15 protein-coding genes and 1 tRNA gene are annotated in these 15891 nt (G+C 54.6%); 12 read left to right on the plus strand and 4 right to left on the minus strand.

Annotated features, from left to right (window positions below; genetic code table 11):
• Window positions 1-103 precede the first annotated feature (103 nt).
• Window positions 104-958: a LysR family transcriptional regulator gene (locus tag ACYF6X_RS00290; RefSeq protein WP_130018622.1), complete on the minus strand. Its 855-nt coding sequence runs from the start codon at window positions 956-958 to the stop codon at window positions 104-106.
• Between the two features lie 210 nt (window positions 959-1168).
• Here ACYF6X_RS00290 and ACYF6X_RS00295 point away from each other — a divergent pair, with 210 nt between their 5' ends.
• The 4 genes from ACYF6X_RS00295 (at window position 1169) to ACYF6X_RS00310 (ending at window position 5248) form a co-directional block, all read left to right on the plus strand.
• Window positions 1169-2284, plus strand: a complete 1116-nt coding sequence (locus ACYF6X_RS00295) for a cyanate transporter (protein WP_063989203.1) — start codon at window positions 1169-1171, stop codon at window positions 2282-2284.
• A 75-nt stretch (window positions 2285-2359) separates the two neighbouring features.
• Complete coding sequence (locus ACYF6X_RS00300; protein WP_130018623.1) at window positions 2360-3703, plus strand: esterase-like activity of phytase family protein; 1344 nt, start codon at window positions 2360-2362, stop codon at window positions 3701-3703.
• A gap of 97 nt (window positions 3704-3800) precedes the next feature.
• Window positions 3801-3895 (plus strand) — tRNA-Sec (locus ACYF6X_RS00305).
• Window positions 3896-4057: 162 nt separating this feature from the next.
• Window positions 4058-5248, plus strand: a complete 1191-nt coding sequence (locus ACYF6X_RS00310) for a tyrosine-type recombinase/integrase (protein ID WP_130018624.1) — start codon at window positions 4058-4060, stop codon at window positions 5246-5248.
• A 761-nt stretch (window positions 5249-6009) separates the two neighbouring features.
• Here the strand turns inward: ACYF6X_RS00310 and ACYF6X_RS00315 are convergent.
• The 3 genes from ACYF6X_RS00315 to ACYF6X_RS00325 form a co-directional block, all read right to left on the minus strand.
• Window positions 6010-7272, minus strand: a complete 1263-nt coding sequence (locus ACYF6X_RS00315; RefSeq protein WP_060431162.1) for a DUF2254 domain-containing protein — start codon at window positions 7270-7272, stop codon at window positions 6010-6012.
• Window positions 7273-7332: 60 nt separating this feature from the next.
• Complete coding sequence (locus ACYF6X_RS00320; protein WP_021504134.1) at window positions 7333-9330, minus strand: BCCT family transporter; 1998 nt, start codon at window positions 9328-9330, stop codon at window positions 7333-7335.
• Window positions 9331-9687: 357 nt separating this feature from the next.
• The gene (locus ACYF6X_RS00325; protein ID WP_021504133.1) at window positions 9688-9906 is read right to left on the minus strand and encodes a biofilm development regulator YmgB/AriR family protein; all 219 of its coding nucleotides are present in this window, start codon (window positions 9904-9906) and stop codon (window positions 9688-9690) included.
• Between the two features lie 715 nt (window positions 9907-10621).
• Between ACYF6X_RS00325 and ACYF6X_RS00330 the strand changes: the two genes are divergently transcribed.
• From ACYF6X_RS00330 to ACYF6X_RS00365, 8 genes are all read left to right on the plus strand, one after another.
• Window positions 10622-11053 carry a universal stress protein gene (locus ACYF6X_RS00330; protein ID WP_126191878.1) on the plus strand — a complete coding sequence of 144 codons (432 nt, stop codon included), beginning with the start codon at window positions 10622-10624 and terminating at the stop codon, window positions 11051-11053.
• Between the two features lie 65 nt (window positions 11054-11118).
• Complete coding sequence (locus tag ACYF6X_RS00335) at window positions 11119-11487, plus strand: universal stress protein (protein ID WP_242512582.1); 369 nt, start codon at window positions 11119-11121, stop codon at window positions 11485-11487.
• A gap of 340 nt (window positions 11488-11827) precedes the next feature.
• Window positions 11828-12091 (plus strand): helix-turn-helix transcriptional regulator, encoded by a 264-nt coding sequence (locus ACYF6X_RS00340; protein WP_130018626.1) that lies wholly within the window; start codon window positions 11828-11830, stop codon window positions 12089-12091.
• Window positions 12091-12303 carry a hypothetical protein gene (locus ACYF6X_RS00345; RefSeq protein WP_233091110.1) on the plus strand — a complete coding sequence of 71 codons (213 nt, stop codon included), beginning with the start codon at window positions 12091-12093 and terminating at the stop codon, window positions 12301-12303. Before ACYF6X_RS00340 ends, ACYF6X_RS00345 begins: the two co-directional genes overlap by 1 nt.
• Complete coding sequence (locus ACYF6X_RS00350) at window positions 12290-12838, plus strand: host cell division inhibitor Icd-like protein (RefSeq protein WP_130018628.1); 549 nt, start codon at window positions 12290-12292, stop codon at window positions 12836-12838. Before ACYF6X_RS00345 ends, ACYF6X_RS00350 begins: the two co-directional genes overlap by 14 nt.
• Entirely contained in the window at window positions 12835-13098 is a 264-nt protein-coding gene (locus ACYF6X_RS00355) for a hypothetical protein (RefSeq protein ID WP_015376559.1), read from the plus strand. Before ACYF6X_RS00350 ends, ACYF6X_RS00355 begins: the two co-directional genes overlap by 4 nt.
• Window positions 13095-13430, plus strand: coding sequence for a DUF5375 family protein (locus tag ACYF6X_RS00360; RefSeq protein WP_043147841.1), 336 nt, complete (start codon window positions 13095-13097; stop codon window positions 13428-13430). Before ACYF6X_RS00355 ends, ACYF6X_RS00360 begins: the two co-directional genes overlap by 4 nt.
• A gap of 10 nt (window positions 13431-13440) precedes the next feature.
• Window positions 13441-15774: a primase-helicase zinc-binding domain-containing protein gene (locus ACYF6X_RS00365; protein WP_130018629.1), complete on the plus strand. Its 2334-nt coding sequence runs from the start codon at window positions 13441-13443 to the stop codon at window positions 15772-15774.
• Window positions 15775-15891: the final 117 nt, after the last annotated feature.

The following is a 15891-nucleotide window of genomic DNA, read 5'->3' on the forward strand; positions in this document are numbered from 1 at the left end:
AGGGTGAAAACATCCCCCAATTTAGGAGAGGAATCGACCGGTTGGCAGCGACATTTGCCACTGGTGACTATTCGATTTGGTAATGATCGGCGTCTGCCGGCGTTTATTTCAACCCGCAAAACACCGCCAGCCGCTGGGCCAGCGCCAGCGTGGCGGCGGGGGCGCCGTCGCGGTAGTAGAGCGCCAGTTCGAAGCTGTCTATCGACGGCAATCCTTCGGCCTCGCCCAGCACCCGATGCGTGGGCAGACGGCAGCCGGCCGGCAGCAGGGTGACGCCCAGCCCGGCGGCGGAAGCGGCGGTTAGCGCCGCCAGACTGGCGCTGCTGTAGCCGATGCGCCAGCGTTTGCCGAGGTTGTCCAGCGCCTGGCACAGCTCGTCGCGGTACAGGCCGCTGAGCGGAAATACCGCCAGCGGCACCGGCGATTGCTCGATGGCCGGGAAGGCCAGGCTGTCCAACCACAGCAGCGGTTCCGGCCGTGCGGCGCGCGGCGGTTGCCGGCGGCGCTGCTTCACCAGGATCAGATCCAGCTCTTCACGCGCGTAGGCACTGTGCAGATCGGCGCTCAGGCCGCTGGCGACGTCCAGCCGCAGGTGCGGGTGCTCGCGGCTGAAATCGGCCAGCAGCTCGGTGGTGGGTACGGCGAAATCCTCCGGCATGCCGATCCGCAGCACGCCGTCGCGCCAGATGCCGGTCAGCGCGTCGTGGGCTTCTTCATTCAGCGCGATGATGCGGCGTGCGTAGCTCAACAGCTTGACGCCTTCTTCGGTCAGCAGCACCTGATGCGAGGAGCGCTCAAACAGCGGCTTGCCCAGCATCTCTTCCAGCCGGCGCACCTGCTGGCTAACGGTGGACTGCGACAAAAACACCCGCTCTGCGGCGCGGGTGAAGCTGTTGCTGTCGCATACGGCGACGAAGCTGAGCAGCAGCTGCGGATTGAACATCGGGTAGCGATTCATTTTCCCACTGTTGGCTATTTTATTATTTAATTTCCCAATACTAGCGGCGTTGCCTACAGTAACGCAACGCTGCGGCGATCGCGCTGTGACGCCGCACTCTTCATTTTGCAGTACCAGGAATATACCGTGTTAAATCATTCTGTTAATTCATCCTCTTCGCGCCGCTGGTTCAATCCCCTGCTGCTGGCGCTGGTGTTGATCGGCCTGAACATGCGGCCGCTGTTGACCTCGATTGGCCCGTTGCTGCCGACGCTGCGCCAGGCTACCGGGCTGAGCTTTGGCGGCGCGGCGCTGCTGACCACGCTGCCGGTGTTGATGATGGGCCTGATGGCGTTGGCGGGTGGCGCCATCAACCGGCTGTTCAGCGAACGCAGCGCCGTGGCGTTAAGTTTGTTGGCGATCGGGCTGGGCGCGCTCTGGCGCGAACTGGCCCCCGGCAGCGTGCAACTGCTGATGAGCGCGGTGCTGGGCGGGCTCGGCATCGGGGTGATCCAGGCGGTCATGCCCGGCATCATCAAGCATCATTTCCTCAAAAGCATGGCGCTAGTGGCCGGGCTGTGGTCGGCGGCGCTGATGGGCGGCGGCGGGCTGGGCGCGGCGATCACCCCGTGGTTGATGAGTGCGGGGCACGACTGGCACAGCGCGCTGGCCTGGTGGGCATTGCCGGCGCTGGTGGCGCTGCTGGCCTGGTGGCCGGTCAGTCGCGGGTTGTCGCGCCTGAGCGCGGCGGGTGAAAACCGCGGGCCAAGCCTGCTGCGCAACCGGCGCGCCTGGCTGCTCGGCGCCTATTTCGGCCTGATCAACGGCGGCTATACCAGCCTGATTGCGTGGCTGCCGCCGTATTACATGCAGCTCGGTTGGCAGCCGCAGGCCAGCGGTTCGCTGCTGGCGCTGATGACCTTCGGCCAGGTCGTGGGCGCGCTGCTGCTGCCGGCGCTGGCGCGCAATCATGACCGGCGGCCGCTGCTGCTGCTGGCGCTGATGATGCAATTGATCGGCTTTATCGGCCTGATTTACCTGCCGCAGACGCTGCCGTGGCTGTGGGTGCTGCTCTCCGGGCTGGGGCTGGGCGGCGCGTTCCCGCTGTGCCTGGTGCTGGCGCTCGATCACCTGCACCAGCCGGCGGCGGCCGGGCGACTGGTGGCCTTTATGCAGGGCGTCGGCTTCCTGCTGGCGGGCGTGACACCTTACCTTTCCGGCCTGCTGCGCGACTACAGCGGTGGCTTCGTGCTGGACTGGCAGATCCATGCGCTGCTGGTGGTGGTGCTGATCGCCATCACCTGGCGCTTCCACCCGCACAGCTACCGGCGGGCGTTCGCCGAATAATATTTCTGTCATTGCCGCTCCCTATAGTGACGTTGCTTTTACTTCTGGGCGATAACAACGAAAAGGGACAATGACATGCACAACACCAAAACCCGGCTGGCGCTGCTGGTCGGCTGCATGGCGCTGAGCGCCAACCTGTGGGCCGACGCGCAGCCGGTGCAAGCGACGTTGGCTGGGCATGCGCTGCTGCCGGTGAAATCCGCCGTTTCCACACCGAAGGACGCGCCGAGCGATCTGCAGCAGAGCGGCAAGTACACCAGCGGCAAACGCGTCACCGAGCTGGGCAGCGTGGCGGGCAAATCCGCCGATCGCCTGACCGGCCTCGGCCTGCCGATCGACGGTCAGCCGCTGCAGGGCCACTCCGGCATCAAACACATGCCCGACGGCACCTACTGGGTGCTGACCGACAACGGCTTCGGCAGTAAGGCCAATTCGCCGGACGCCATGCTGTACCTCAATCACTACAAGATCGATTTTAAAGACGGCACGGTCGCGCCGCTGAAGACGGTTTTCCTGCACGATCCGGATAAAAAGGTGCCGTTCCACATTATTAACGAGAGCACCGAGAAGCGTTATCTGACCGGCAGCGATTTCGATCCGGAAAGCTTCCAGTTTGCCGACGATGCCTTGTGGATCGGCGAAGAGTTCGGGCCTTACCTGATCAAGGCCGACCTGAACGGCAAGGTGCTGGCGGTGTTCGACACCCAGGTGGACGGCAAGGTGGTGAAATCGCCGGACAACCCGACGCTGACACTGCCGGGCGCGCCGGACGGCAAGCAGAACTTCCAGGTGGCGCGCTCCAAAGGCTTTGAAGGCATGGCCGCCTCGCCGGACGGCAGCAAGCTGTACCCGCTGCTGGAAGGGGCGCTGTGGGACGGCGAGCAGTTCGAGAACGTCGGCGGTAAACGCTACCTGCGGGTGCTGGAGTTCGACGTGAAACAGCAGGCCTGGACCGGCCGCAGCTGGCAGTACGTGCTGGAAGACAACCAGAACGCCATCGGCGACTTCAACATGATCGACGCCACCCACGGGCTGGTGATCGAGCGCGACAACGGCGAAGGTACGCCGGATAAAGCCTGCGCCGCCGGAGCGCCAACCGACAACTGCTTCAGCCAGGTGGCCAAGTTCAAGCGAGTGTATAAAATCGCTTTCTCGGACGCCAACGTCGGCAAACCGGTCGAGAAACTGGGCTATATCGACCTGATGAACATTCAGGATCCGCACAAGCTGGCGCGCAAGCCGCTGAACGACGGCGTGTTGACCTTCCCGTTCTTCACCATCGAGAACGTGGACGTGGTGGACGCCAACCACATCATCGTCGGCAACGACAACAACTTCCCGTTTTCCTCCAGCCGACAGCCCAATATGGCGGATGACAACGAGTTCATCCTGCTGGACGTGAAGGATTTCCTGAAGTAGCTCCCCCCGGCCGCCGAATCGCCGGCGGCCGCCATTTCCCGCTTAGCGCAGCGAACAAACTGCGCTATAATCAGCGCCTTGCTTCCCTCTTCTCCAAGGAAGATCCTCGTCCCCGGTGGGGCGGCCGGACTTCAAATCCGGTTGGGGCCGCCAGCGGTCCTGGGCAGGTTCGACTCCTGTGATCTTCCGCCAAAGTTTGTCCGGGTGGTTCCTGTAAAGTCCATTAAAATGCATAAAATCAATTGATTAAATTGTGTTTTTGTCCGCTGGTGTCCGAGTATAACCGCCTGAATCTGAGAAAAATGTGTATAATGTTGCGTATAATATTTTTATACACAGAATCCACTTATACACATGCTCCTAACTGACATACAAATTCGACGTTCCAAGCCGCAGGAAAAGCCCTACACCCTCAACGATGGTCAAGGCCTGTCTCTCCTTATAAACACTGACGGAAGTAAAGGCTGGCGTTTTCGCTATCGCTATGCCGGAAAAGCCAAGCTGATGTCCTTTGGTACCTACCCTTTGGTAACGCTGGCCGACGCACGAGAAAAGCGCGGAGAGGCCCGTAAGCAAGTTGCTAATGGCATTGACCCTATAGCAGAGAAAAAGGCGCAAAAGCTCGCTCAGAAGCTTTCTGTTGAGAATTCCTTTGAAGCTATTAGCCGTGAGTGGCACACGCACAAGGCTGACCGATGGACTCTGGCTTATAGAGAAGAAATCATGCGCACCTTTGAGCAGGATGTATTTCCGTATATTGGTCAACGCCCCATTGCCGAAATTAAGCCCCTGGAGCTGCTGGAAGTGCTGCGGCGCATTGAGAAGCGTGGGGCATTGGAGAAGACTCGCAAGGTACGCCAGCGCTGCGGAGAGGTCTTCCGCTACGCCATTATTACCGGTAGGGCAGAGTACAATCCTGCACCGGATCTCGCCAGTGCTCTGGCCGTCCCCAAACAAAAGCATCACCCGTTCCTTTCGGCCGAGGAACTACCTTACTTTGTTACGGACTTGGAAGGTTATACCGGCAGCATCATTACTAAAAATGCAGCGAAGATCGTTATGCTGACCGGCGTGCGCACGCAAGAAATGCGCTTTGCAACGTGGGAAGAGATCGATTTTGAGCGTGGTATTTGGGAAATTCCCGCCGAACGTATGAAAATGCGCCGCCCGCACATTGTGCCGCTCTCGACTCAGGTGGTTGAATTGCTTAAACAGCTACAACCGATAACCGGTCATTACCCTTACATTTTCATTGGACGAAACAATCGTAGGAAACCAGTCAGTAAGGAAAGTGTGAATCAGGTAATAGAGCTGCTGGGGTATAAGGGGCGAGCTACCGGTCACGGTTTCAGGCATACGATGTCTACTATTTTGCATGAGCAAGGGTTTGACTCTGCCTGGATAGAGATGCAGCTCGCCCACGTGGACAAGAACGGCATTCGTGGCACTTACAACCATGCTCAGTACCTTGAGAAGCGTCGTGACATGTTGCAGTGGTACGCCGATTTTATCGCGGGCTTGGCCCAACGGCCCCGCCGCCAATAAATCGTTAAACCCCCTGGCGCGCAATGCTACCCCCGCCTCGCCTGCGCGCTTTCTATGTCGCTTTTCATGCACCTGCATGAGGGGCCGCAGGCCGTGCCATTGCTGGGGCCACTGGGGGGTAAAAATGCAATTTTTTGCATGCAGATTCATGCACCCTATACATGCATGTGCTCTTTGGCGAAGGCTAGCCAGGAAAAGAGCTTATTTTCATAGTATCTGCGGCAGCATTTTCATCAGGTATCTCGAAAATGGATGTGCTGAGTAAAAGGTATCACTGCAGCAGTGATGACGTTTCATCCAGGCATGGTAGTAGATAAGGCTGTTTTTCAAATACCTCTCTATGAGCAATTCACAATGAAAGATTTTAGTTCCTGTAAAACTATTCACTACTGTTCACTTTCTTATAAAGATAATATAAATCAATAGATAAAGTGGTGATTAGTTGTTTTTTAGCTATTCACGAGTGTTCACTACTCTTCACCTATGAAGAAAAGTTCTCTTCTCTGGCTAGCCCCGTATTGCATGTTTTTCCCTCAACGTTTTTCTATACAAGCCCGTATCAGAATCACGGATTGTGGGTAATGCTGTTCTGAGGTTCGCCGTAAAAGACGCGACTACGAATGGCGTTCTATCAGGGAGTTTGAGCTGGTAGCTTTGTACGATACTTATCGGTATGCGGGGAGGGGGAGCGACGGATTTCCCCCCGGTCTATAAGGATGACAGGGGGAAATGTACTGTGAACTGCACGCAGTTAAACGGTTTCATCCCATAGAGTTAAACAGCTTTTGATAGGTTTCCATAATTCGCGCTTTATCCGAACTGATATAGCTCGCTTTTTCAATATACTGCAGCACTTCCCTGGCATGAACACCGGCTGCTGAGGCATAAAGGTCCGGCCATGCCTGGCTGAGCATCGCCATCCCCTTCAGCAACCTTAGCTGAACTTCTCGCATAGCGGCGCCATCGCGGGCAATCGGTGAGAAAAAGTCGTCAAGCAGGTTGAAGGTGGAAAGAGGAGAGATATGAATAGCCGGATAGCGAACGGTATTTTTCTGGTCTATATGTCGCCCATATTCCGACAGCACTCTTACCCCTCGTCCAATGACATCAATAGCTGTGCCCGGATCATTTACAGCCGGAGAGAGTGCTCGGCAGGCAATTTCTGCCAGTACGCATAGGCAGAATCTGGGATCCTGATTAAATGAACGCACATCTGAAATGCTGAGCGTTGACAATACATCAGGAATAAGTTTGCTGTTAGCGTTGTTGGTGACATACATCACGGGGTGCGAAGGATGCACAAAACTGCCAGGTTGGCCAACCAGATAGACATGAACGGGACTGTCGGAGAGTGCGGAGGCTAGCTTACCGATATCGATATGTTCAATGTAACCGATATCTTTCGGATAAACTGCAATCGTTCCCGCAGGTTGAGTGTCACTTTCAAGCCAGGGATACCCGCCTAAACAAGGATCCTGAGCCCGAGAAATGAAAGCTTCTATAGCGGTCCGCTCTACTCTGGCCGTTGTTTCTCCTACTCGGCCAAGAGATGTTAAATGCTGTATCCAGCGGAGAAGAGTTATTAAGATAAGGGCGATAACCACCAGAGTTACTGCAAATAAAATCACTCTGCCTCTTTCACCGTAAGCTCCCATGTTGAGTGCAATAATGCCGACAAGGCTGAAAAGAAAAGAACCAATGAACGTCGCCAGCACGTTTTGGGTCGTCACATCTTCGACAACCAGCCTGGTTGCTCGAGGAGTCACATTTGTTGTGGCAGAGCCATATGCTGTCACCATAATGCTCAAAGAGAACGTAGTAACTGCCAGCATACTGGACGCAAGAATGTTCAAGATATTGTCGACGGCTTCGGCCCCAACTTTTACTGAAAATGATGGTGGTATCATCGACTTAAAAAGGATCGAGATCAGTGCAGTGACAACGGCGGCTATGGCGAACAACGTCGCTCTAAACCAGAGCTTTTTAAAGGTTTGTCCCACTACCCATTGCCAGCGAGAAATCATTGCACGCTCCTTTTCGTCCTTTGTCAGAAAAGATTGCCCCAAGGGGCAATCTTTATCGAATTAGCGAACTAGATGCAGAAAATGAAGATGTTTTTCATACTGGTCAAGAATATCGTTGATTAATTGTTCCTGATTCCAGCCCATAACATCATAGTTCTGCCCACCTTCCTTCAGATAGACTTCGGCACGATAATACTTGTGTTGTTCGGCCTGTTGTTCATCATTATCCAGTGCGGCAAGCGCAAACGTGGGTGAATTATAGCCACGCAGTCTGACCTCATAGATGAAGTTGAGCTCATTTCCCAAATCAACTTCAAGATGAATGCGATCATCATGAGTGTCGTTGATGTGACTGAGTGTACCTTGCTTATTCAACTCTTCCTGGACCAGTCCCATTGCTGGTTGAATAACGTCATCCATGAAACGTTTGACGAGTGAGCGTTTAGGCAGGTAGGCAATATTACGCAATCTACGCTGCCATGGTATCGGATTACGCGCTGCCGTCGGCGCAATGGTAGCCATGCTTTGGCTCTCTTTTTTAGTAAGATCGCGGCGTAATGCCTTGAGCAATCCGTATATTGAAATCAGCAGGATCACCGAAAACGGCAGTGCGCTGGCAATCGTGACCGTTTGCAGCGCACTCAGCCCACCTGCGACCAGAAGTGCGATAGCGACAATACCCATCAACGATGCCCAAAAAATTCGCTGCCAGACCGGAGTATTGCTTGAGCCACCAGAAGCCAGAGTATCGACCACCATGGCGCCGGAATCGGCCGAGGTCACAAAGAAAACAATCACCATTGCCATGGCAATAAACGAAAGTACGGTAGAGAATGGAAAGTGCTCAAGAAAGTTAAACAGGGCCAGAGCCACATCCTGTTGCACGGTCGTTGCGAGGTCAGTTGCACCCTGAGTCATGATGAGATATATGGCGCTGTTGCCAAATACGGTCATCCACATAAGTGTGAACCCCGCAGGAACGAACAGGACACCAGTAACAAATTCTCGTATCGTTCTGCCACGAGAAACTCGAGCGATAAACATCCCCACAAAAGGAGACCAAGATAACCACCATCCCCAATACAATAATGTCCAACCGCCCAGCCAGTTGCTGGATTTAGGCTCATAGGCATACAGATTGAATGTTTTACTGACCAGCTCAGAAAGGTAGCCGCCTGTATTTTCGACGAAAGACTTTAACAACAAAACTGTTGGCCCTAATAGCAAGACCAGTGTCAGCAGCAATAAGGCCAAACCAAGATTAAGTTCAGAGAGTATGCGTATACCTTTATCCAGTCCGGAAACCACAGATATTGTGGCAAGCCCGGTAATGATAATGATCAATATAACCTGAACGGTTTCATTAATCGGAACGCCAAAGAGATGGTTAAGTCCAGCATTTACCTGCAATACACCATATCCTAAAGAGGTGGCCACCCCGAAGACGGTGCCAATAACGGCAAAAATATCGACAGCATGGCCGATGGGGCCATGTATGCGGTCACCAATTATAGGATAGAGAGCGGAACGAAGCGTGAGCGGTAGGCCATGACGATAGCTGAAAAAAGCCAGAATCAACGCTACAATTGCATAGATAGCCCAGGCATGAAGCCCCCAATGGAAAAACGTCAGGCGCATCGCTTGCTTGGCTGCTTCAATGGTTTCGGGCGATCCGACCGGAGGGGAAAGATAGTGCATGACAGGCTCCGCCACTCCAAAGAACATTAGCCCTATACCCATCCCGGCAGAAAAAAGCATCGCGAACCAGGAATGATAACTAAAATCAGGCTGAGCATGATCTGGCCCGAGTTTTATGTCACCATAACGTGATAGCCCGAGAAATGTTACGCTGAGAAGTATTAGTGCGACAGCCAAAATGTAAAACCAACTGGCATTTGTGAAGATTTGCTGTTGCAGGATTTTAAAATTCCTGTCAGCAATATCAGGGAAGATTGCTGCAAACGCGACTAGAAGAAAAATTAACAAAGCAGACGTGATAAATACCGCTTTGTTAATCTGGCTCTTTGACGTCTTTGGGATAGTATCGGTCTCACTCATATGTTTTGTTCATTCCATTTTGTGTAAACACGGCCCCAGATGAGAGGTGTAATCGACACTATTGTAGCAAGATTTCTCTTGTCTTTGCAGGTGACGTATCTATGGCGTGTGTGCCACAGTCGAGTGTTTTGTAATACAAAAACAGTTATAAGTAGATTGGTGGATTATATGGCTGAGGTGGCAAATAATAAGAAAACCCACTGAATATTGGGTTTTCTTATTGTCTTTACGTTATATTTTTCTATGGCATCAGTGATGTAAGGGTGAGTGGTGAACCGATTAATAGTATAAATAGCAGTAAGCTTCCAATGGTTATTGCAGTCGCTAAATCACTTTTCATAATGGATATCCCCGATGTTATTTGGTCAACGTGCCAACGAACTCTAAAGCGGTTCGATATAGCAGAAACTGATGGTTATCTGGCGTTTTTTCCATCTCTTTAACTAGCTGTGACAGGATGTTTGCTGTGTTGATAGTCCGTTTTCGAACGATGAGATCAATCACGCATCGACCGAGCACTTTCTCCATTTCATCCAACTGCTGTGCATCGTTGTCGGTAAGATAATGGATACTCATAATACCTCCAAAGCGAGCGACCTCGCTTCATTAGCCTGGGCAAGTACTTGAGTGTGGGCAAGCACTTGTCATAGGTTAAAGGATCTCCAACCAGTTGTTGTTTAATGGAAAGCCCGCTAGAGCGGGCTAAGAGAAGCCATTCCCACAAATCAAGTATTACAAGGGGGGACAACCCCGAATGACCCTTTTAGGTTAGGAGTATTCCTATTGTTGGGCAAGTTAGAATGAGGCTTGACTAGGAAGTTTGGGATAAACCTCATAAAAAAATCCCGCACTGAGGCGGGAAAGGTGATGATGCTAGCTACATGAATTTCCTGATTTTGACGATAAGAGGCTGTTTGTCGTCGATTGGCGACAGTACCCTACATAGAGAAGGTGAACAAGGATAAAGAGAGATGCTTAAGAAAATATAAGCTATGAAATTGGCAAAGTGAGAGCCATATACTAGCGGTGTTGGCCGCTAATGTGATGACTTTGCTAGTTTTTCAATGTTTTTTCGGCTGTTTTGACTCATTGGCTCGCAACGAAAGTAATGGCTGCGACCAGCAAGAAATGAAGAAGGATGCATCAATATAGACTGATTTGTCTTTTGGCCTAGCTTTCGAATAGCAGATGCAAAATGATTTCTGTACTAAACTAATCAGTAAATCCCGTTTACAACGGACGGTTTCGTGGGGCATTACTCTGAACTGGGTAAGGCAATCGGGAGGGCACCATGAGTTACCAACATATTGTGATTGCGGTTGATCTCAATGGAGAGAACCAGAGCATATTGGAAAAAGGCGCAGTGTTAGCCAATGCGTACAATGCGAAACTGTCATTAATTCATGTCGATATTCATCATGCGCCTTATTATTCGGCGTTGGGTCTCCAGACGAACCACTACAGCGGTGAAATGCCTGCTGAGGTTCAAATTAAAAAGCAGTTAGCGGATCTTGCACTCTGCTCATCTTATCCTATACCGGACGTCATTGTAGTTAGCGGCGAGTTGCTTCCTGAGTTGAAGAGAGAAATTCGTGAGCGAGGAATAGACTTACTCATTTTTGGCCACCATCATGATGTTTGGAGTAATATTTTTTCTACGACGCGTAAAGCGATTAATAATCTGGATGTTGATATTTTAGTCATTCCATTGCAAAGCGAATAGGAGGCTTTACGAACTATCAACACGTCGCCGTAGCAACATCACTGCTTGATGAGGAGCATATTCTTATCGGCAAAGGTGTTGAGCTCGCATCGACCCTAAGTGCAAAACTCTCTTTGATTTATGTCGACGAGAATCATTCATATTACTATTCTGAGCTAGGTCGCCCTGTGCAGAATTTTTCTGAGTCTCGCTTCGAGGAGAAGATAAGGCGTGAGATGATGCCTATTATTAAGGCTGCAAGTTATCCTATATCAGATATTATTATAAGACGTGGCGAGCTAACTTTTGAGTTGAAAGCTGCTGCGAAAGAGAAAGGTATCGATTTATTTGTTTTTGGTCATCACCAAGACATATGGAGTAATCTGTTCTCTTCCGCGAGAAATGCTATTAATGTACTTGGTACTGATGTTTTAGTTATTCCCTTGAAAAGTTAAGTGAAAACTGAGTGAATACGTCACTTTAAGACATAGAGAGACCTCACCGAGATATTCATTCTTGGTCGATATTATTATAGGTGGTTTGTGAACTTGCTTTAGGTCTCGAACGTTTCTCCCTATTAATTAACGAGCCATTCATCGTCGTTATACCTGCCGCGATGGCCAATAACGGTCAATATAGGTCAGCATGTCCATTTGATTGAAAAACAAACTAAAAAGCTCTCCCACCACACAACAACACCTTGTTGCCACCCCGGTAAATATTCACATAATAGGGCGCTACCGAAGTTCACACAGTCCCGGCCAGCGTTGGCCGGACACAAAGAGGTAGCGTTTTATGTTGACCGTTTCCACCCCCACTCCATCTACCCCGTCGCCGGTGCATCCTGGCGTCTATACCCCGCGCGAGCGCTTTATCCGTCTGCCTGAAGTGCTTTACGCCACCGGCCTGTCCCGCTCCACCGTGTACGAGATGATGAGCCGCCGGCAGTTCCCGGCTCAGGTCTCCCTCGGCGGTAAAAATGTTGCCTGGCTGGCCTCCGAGGTCGAACAGTGGATGGACGAACGTATTGCCAACCGTCATCAGGGGAGCGCCGAGTGATGCAGTTAACGCTGGGCCGATACAGTTTTACCCTGAGCGACAATGACGCCCGGTTTGTAGCGGAAGCCATCTTGTTGCAGCGCAAACACCCGGATATCGTTTTGCCTGAGCACCGCAGCGAAAAACACGGTGTGATTTGCCTGGCGAACCGGCAGGCTGAGCTGCGTCGTATCTGTGCCGACGAAGTGGTTGATCACAATGCGATCGATTGAACGTCCGGGGGCGTCTTACGGCTTGCCCCCACGTCCGGCCCTGCGCTATAGTCCTCCCGCTGCCGCAAAATCGGCAGCCGGGCGTAGGAACCCGTGTTTAATCTTGGCGACAAATGAACACGCGCCACGCGTGTTTTTTTATGTCACAGCCTTAGTGCGCTCATTTTTTGCGCGGTGGATGTTATGCTACCGCAGCAGTCAATCAATGGTGGCTCAGGCGGGGCAGCCTTCGGGCTGGCCGGTTTCCAAGGTTGCCGGTATTCCTACCCCCGTCTGGGCTACCACCATTGAGTGTAGGAACTCCGGTGGTAGCGGTAATTCGCTAACCTTGGAGGCTGCCGTTATGGCTACGACCCTCACCCCGACTCACCCTACATTCTGCTTTTTGTTTGCGGCCGTGCGCCGTTCTGCGTTGACGGCCACCCCGCGTATCGTGCGCACCGTGGCAGATAGCGAACGCAACGCCCGCCGTAGGCTTTCCCGTGATTACGTGTTGTCCTTTGCCGGTCGTCTGCCGGTTAAGGCGGTGGCATGAACACCCTGGCCGACCGTTACTACCGCGATACTCATTACCCTATCCCGCATGCCGATTTTCTGCGTCTCCAGCATGCGCACGCCACCGGCGTGCTGTTCCTTGACCTGCTGGATACCCTTGACCTCGGCGGGCAGCGCCCCGATGCCGTGCAACAGGCATCGTTTGCCTCGGTCATTGCCCTGCTGACTGACCAGCTCGGCCACGTCGTCAACACCTGTGAATCCCAAATCCTTGCCCGCATGGAGGCCACCGCCGCATGAACACTGCATCCTGTTTACCGATTGAAGTCCGTACCGCCGTTTTCCGCCGCGCCGTGGCGCAAGCCTACCTGGACACCTGCGCCTTTTACCGGGTGAGCCTCGGGTACACGCTGGACGAGCTGCAGATGACGATTGCCCTGCGCCTGGAAGGGCACTTTGTGCGTCAGTACGGTGCGGAGGATGGCATGGACATGGCGTGCACGATGTTGAGTGACATGGTGCAGCCGGACGTACTGGTGGCCGCGCCGCGCCTGACCGCGCTGGGGCAAAAGATGATGGACGAGCTGTGCTGTGAGCGCCTGTCGGCATCGCAGAACGCCACCGTACACTGAGGAGAAGAGCATGAGCGCCCAGTTCGTTTCCCAGACCGTACGCACCGCCACCGGCCACTGGCCGGTGATACTCCCGGCCCTCGGCATCGCCTTGCAGCCGAACGGCAAGCCGCAGCCGTGCCCGACCTGCGGCGGCAAAGACCGCTTCCGTTTCGACAACCAGGACGGGCGCGGCACCTGGTTCTGCAATCAGTGCGGGGCCGGTGACGGCCTCAACCTGGTGGAAAAAGCCCTGTCACTGTCTACCCGAGCTGCTGCCGAACAGGTGGCTGCCCTGATGGGGAATAGCGCCAGCGCCTTGCCACCGGCCGCTGAGAGCGGTCATTCACCACAAGACAAGGCCGAGGCCCAGCGCAAAGCCGCGCGACAGGCACAGGCTCTGGTGGCTGCCGCGCAACCTCAGACCGGCAATGCCTACCTGAGCGCCAAGGGCTGGCCGGAGGTGGACACTCTGACCTTGCAGGGCCAGCCGCTGCGCGTCGGCGGTATCACCTTCCAGCCCGGCGACCTCTTGCTGCCACTGCATAACGCCGGAGGCGAGGTGGTCAACGTGCAGTTGATTAACGCTAGCGGGGACAAGCGTATGTTGGCAGGCGGGCAGGTGAAAGCCGCTTGCCACACCCTGAGCGGCCCGGACAACGCGGTTATCTGGCTCACCGAAGGCTACGCCACCGGCCTCACCGTGCACCGCCTGACCGGTGAAACGGTGTGCGTGGCGCTGAGCGCCAACAACCTGGCGGCGGTGGCGGAGCAGCTGCGCAGCCACTACCCAGACGCACGGCTGCTGCTGGCGGCCGATAATGACCGCAGCGGCACCGGGCAGACCCGCGCCGCTGAGGCGGCACAATTGACCGGCGGTGTCCCGGCATTGCCGCCCACGGAGGGCGACTGGAACGACGTCTATTGTCAGCAGGGCGCTGAGTCCGCGCGCGCCCAGCTCCAGGCGTTCAGCCAGCCTTCGCAGCCGAGCCCGTTCGACACGCTGAGCGATGCTGACCTGAAAGCCATGAGCGCCAGCGAGAAAGCCGAGCTGTTGGCCGAGCACTACGGCAACACCCTGGCGGTGCCGCCGGTGGGAGAGGAGCTGTGCCGCTATACGCGTGGCGCCTGGCAGGTGCTGCCACACCGGCAACTGAGCCGGGAAATTGCCGCGCTGTTCCAGAAGGTGCGTGCGCCGTTCTCTGCCGCCGGTATCAACAGCATTTTGGACACCCTCAAACTGATGGTGCCGCAGATGGGCGACCCGGCCCGCCGGTTGATAGGTTTTCGTAACGGGGTGTTTGATACCGTCAGCGGCCAGTTCAGCGCCCACCGCCAGGAACACTGGCTGCGCACCGTCAACAGCGTGGACTACACCCCGCCGCGCGCCGGGGAGAACCTGGCCGACCATGCACCGCACTTCTGGCAGTGGCTGACGCGGGCTGCCGGGGGCAATCACGACAAGCAAGAGCGTATTCTCGCGGCGCTCTTTATGGTGCTGGCCAATCGCTATGACTGGCAGCTATTCCTCGAAGTGACCGGCCCGGGCGGCAGCGGCAAGAGCGTGATGGCGGCCATTGCCCGGCTGCTGGCAGGTAGTGATAACACCACCTCCGCCACCATCGATAACCTGGAGTCGGCGCGCGAGCGGGCCAGCGTGGTCGGTTACTCGCTGATACTCCTGCCTGACCAGGAGAAGTGGAGTGGTGACGGAGCAGGCATCAAGGCCATCACCGGCGGCGATGCGGTCGCCATCGACCCGAAATACCGCGACGCCTACGCGGCGCACATTCCTGCGGTGATTTTGGCGGTGAACAACAACCCGATGCAGTTCAGCGACCGCAGCGGCGGTGTCTCCCGGCGGCGGGTGATTATTACCTTCCCGGAGACGATACCGCTGGCCGAGCGCGACCCATTGCTGCTGGACAAAATCACCCAGGAGCTGGCGGTTATCGTGCGTCACCTGATGCAGCGCTTCGCCAAGCCGAACGAGGCCCGCACCTTGCTCCAGGCGCAGCAAAGCTCGGACGAGGCGCTGACCATCAAACGCCAGGCCGACCCGCTGGTTGATTTTTGCGGCTACCTGACGGTACTCGGCACCCCTGAAGGGATGATGATCGGCAATGCCAACATCACTCCGCCGAACCCGCGCCGCTACCTGTACCACGCCTACCTGTCGTTTATGGCGGCACGGGGCTATCAGCACGTGATGAACCTGACGGCCTTTGGCCTGGCGGTGCCGCAAACACTGAGAGAGTATGAGAAAACCCTGCTCAAGCGTAAAACCCGGCTGGGGATGCAGACCAATGTGGTATTGAGTGAAGAGTGCGAAGCGGACTGGCTGCCGAAGTGCGGTGCGGTGTGATGATCGGCCGGGCCGATCAATAGACCTTTATTGATCTGCCGAACCCATTGGACGCTCAATCGTTGCACCGCCTATAGTGACATTGAAAGATATGCAGCAACACCAGGGCATTACCTC

It is taken from the genome of Serratia sp. ID 25-353, assembly GCF_054792795.1.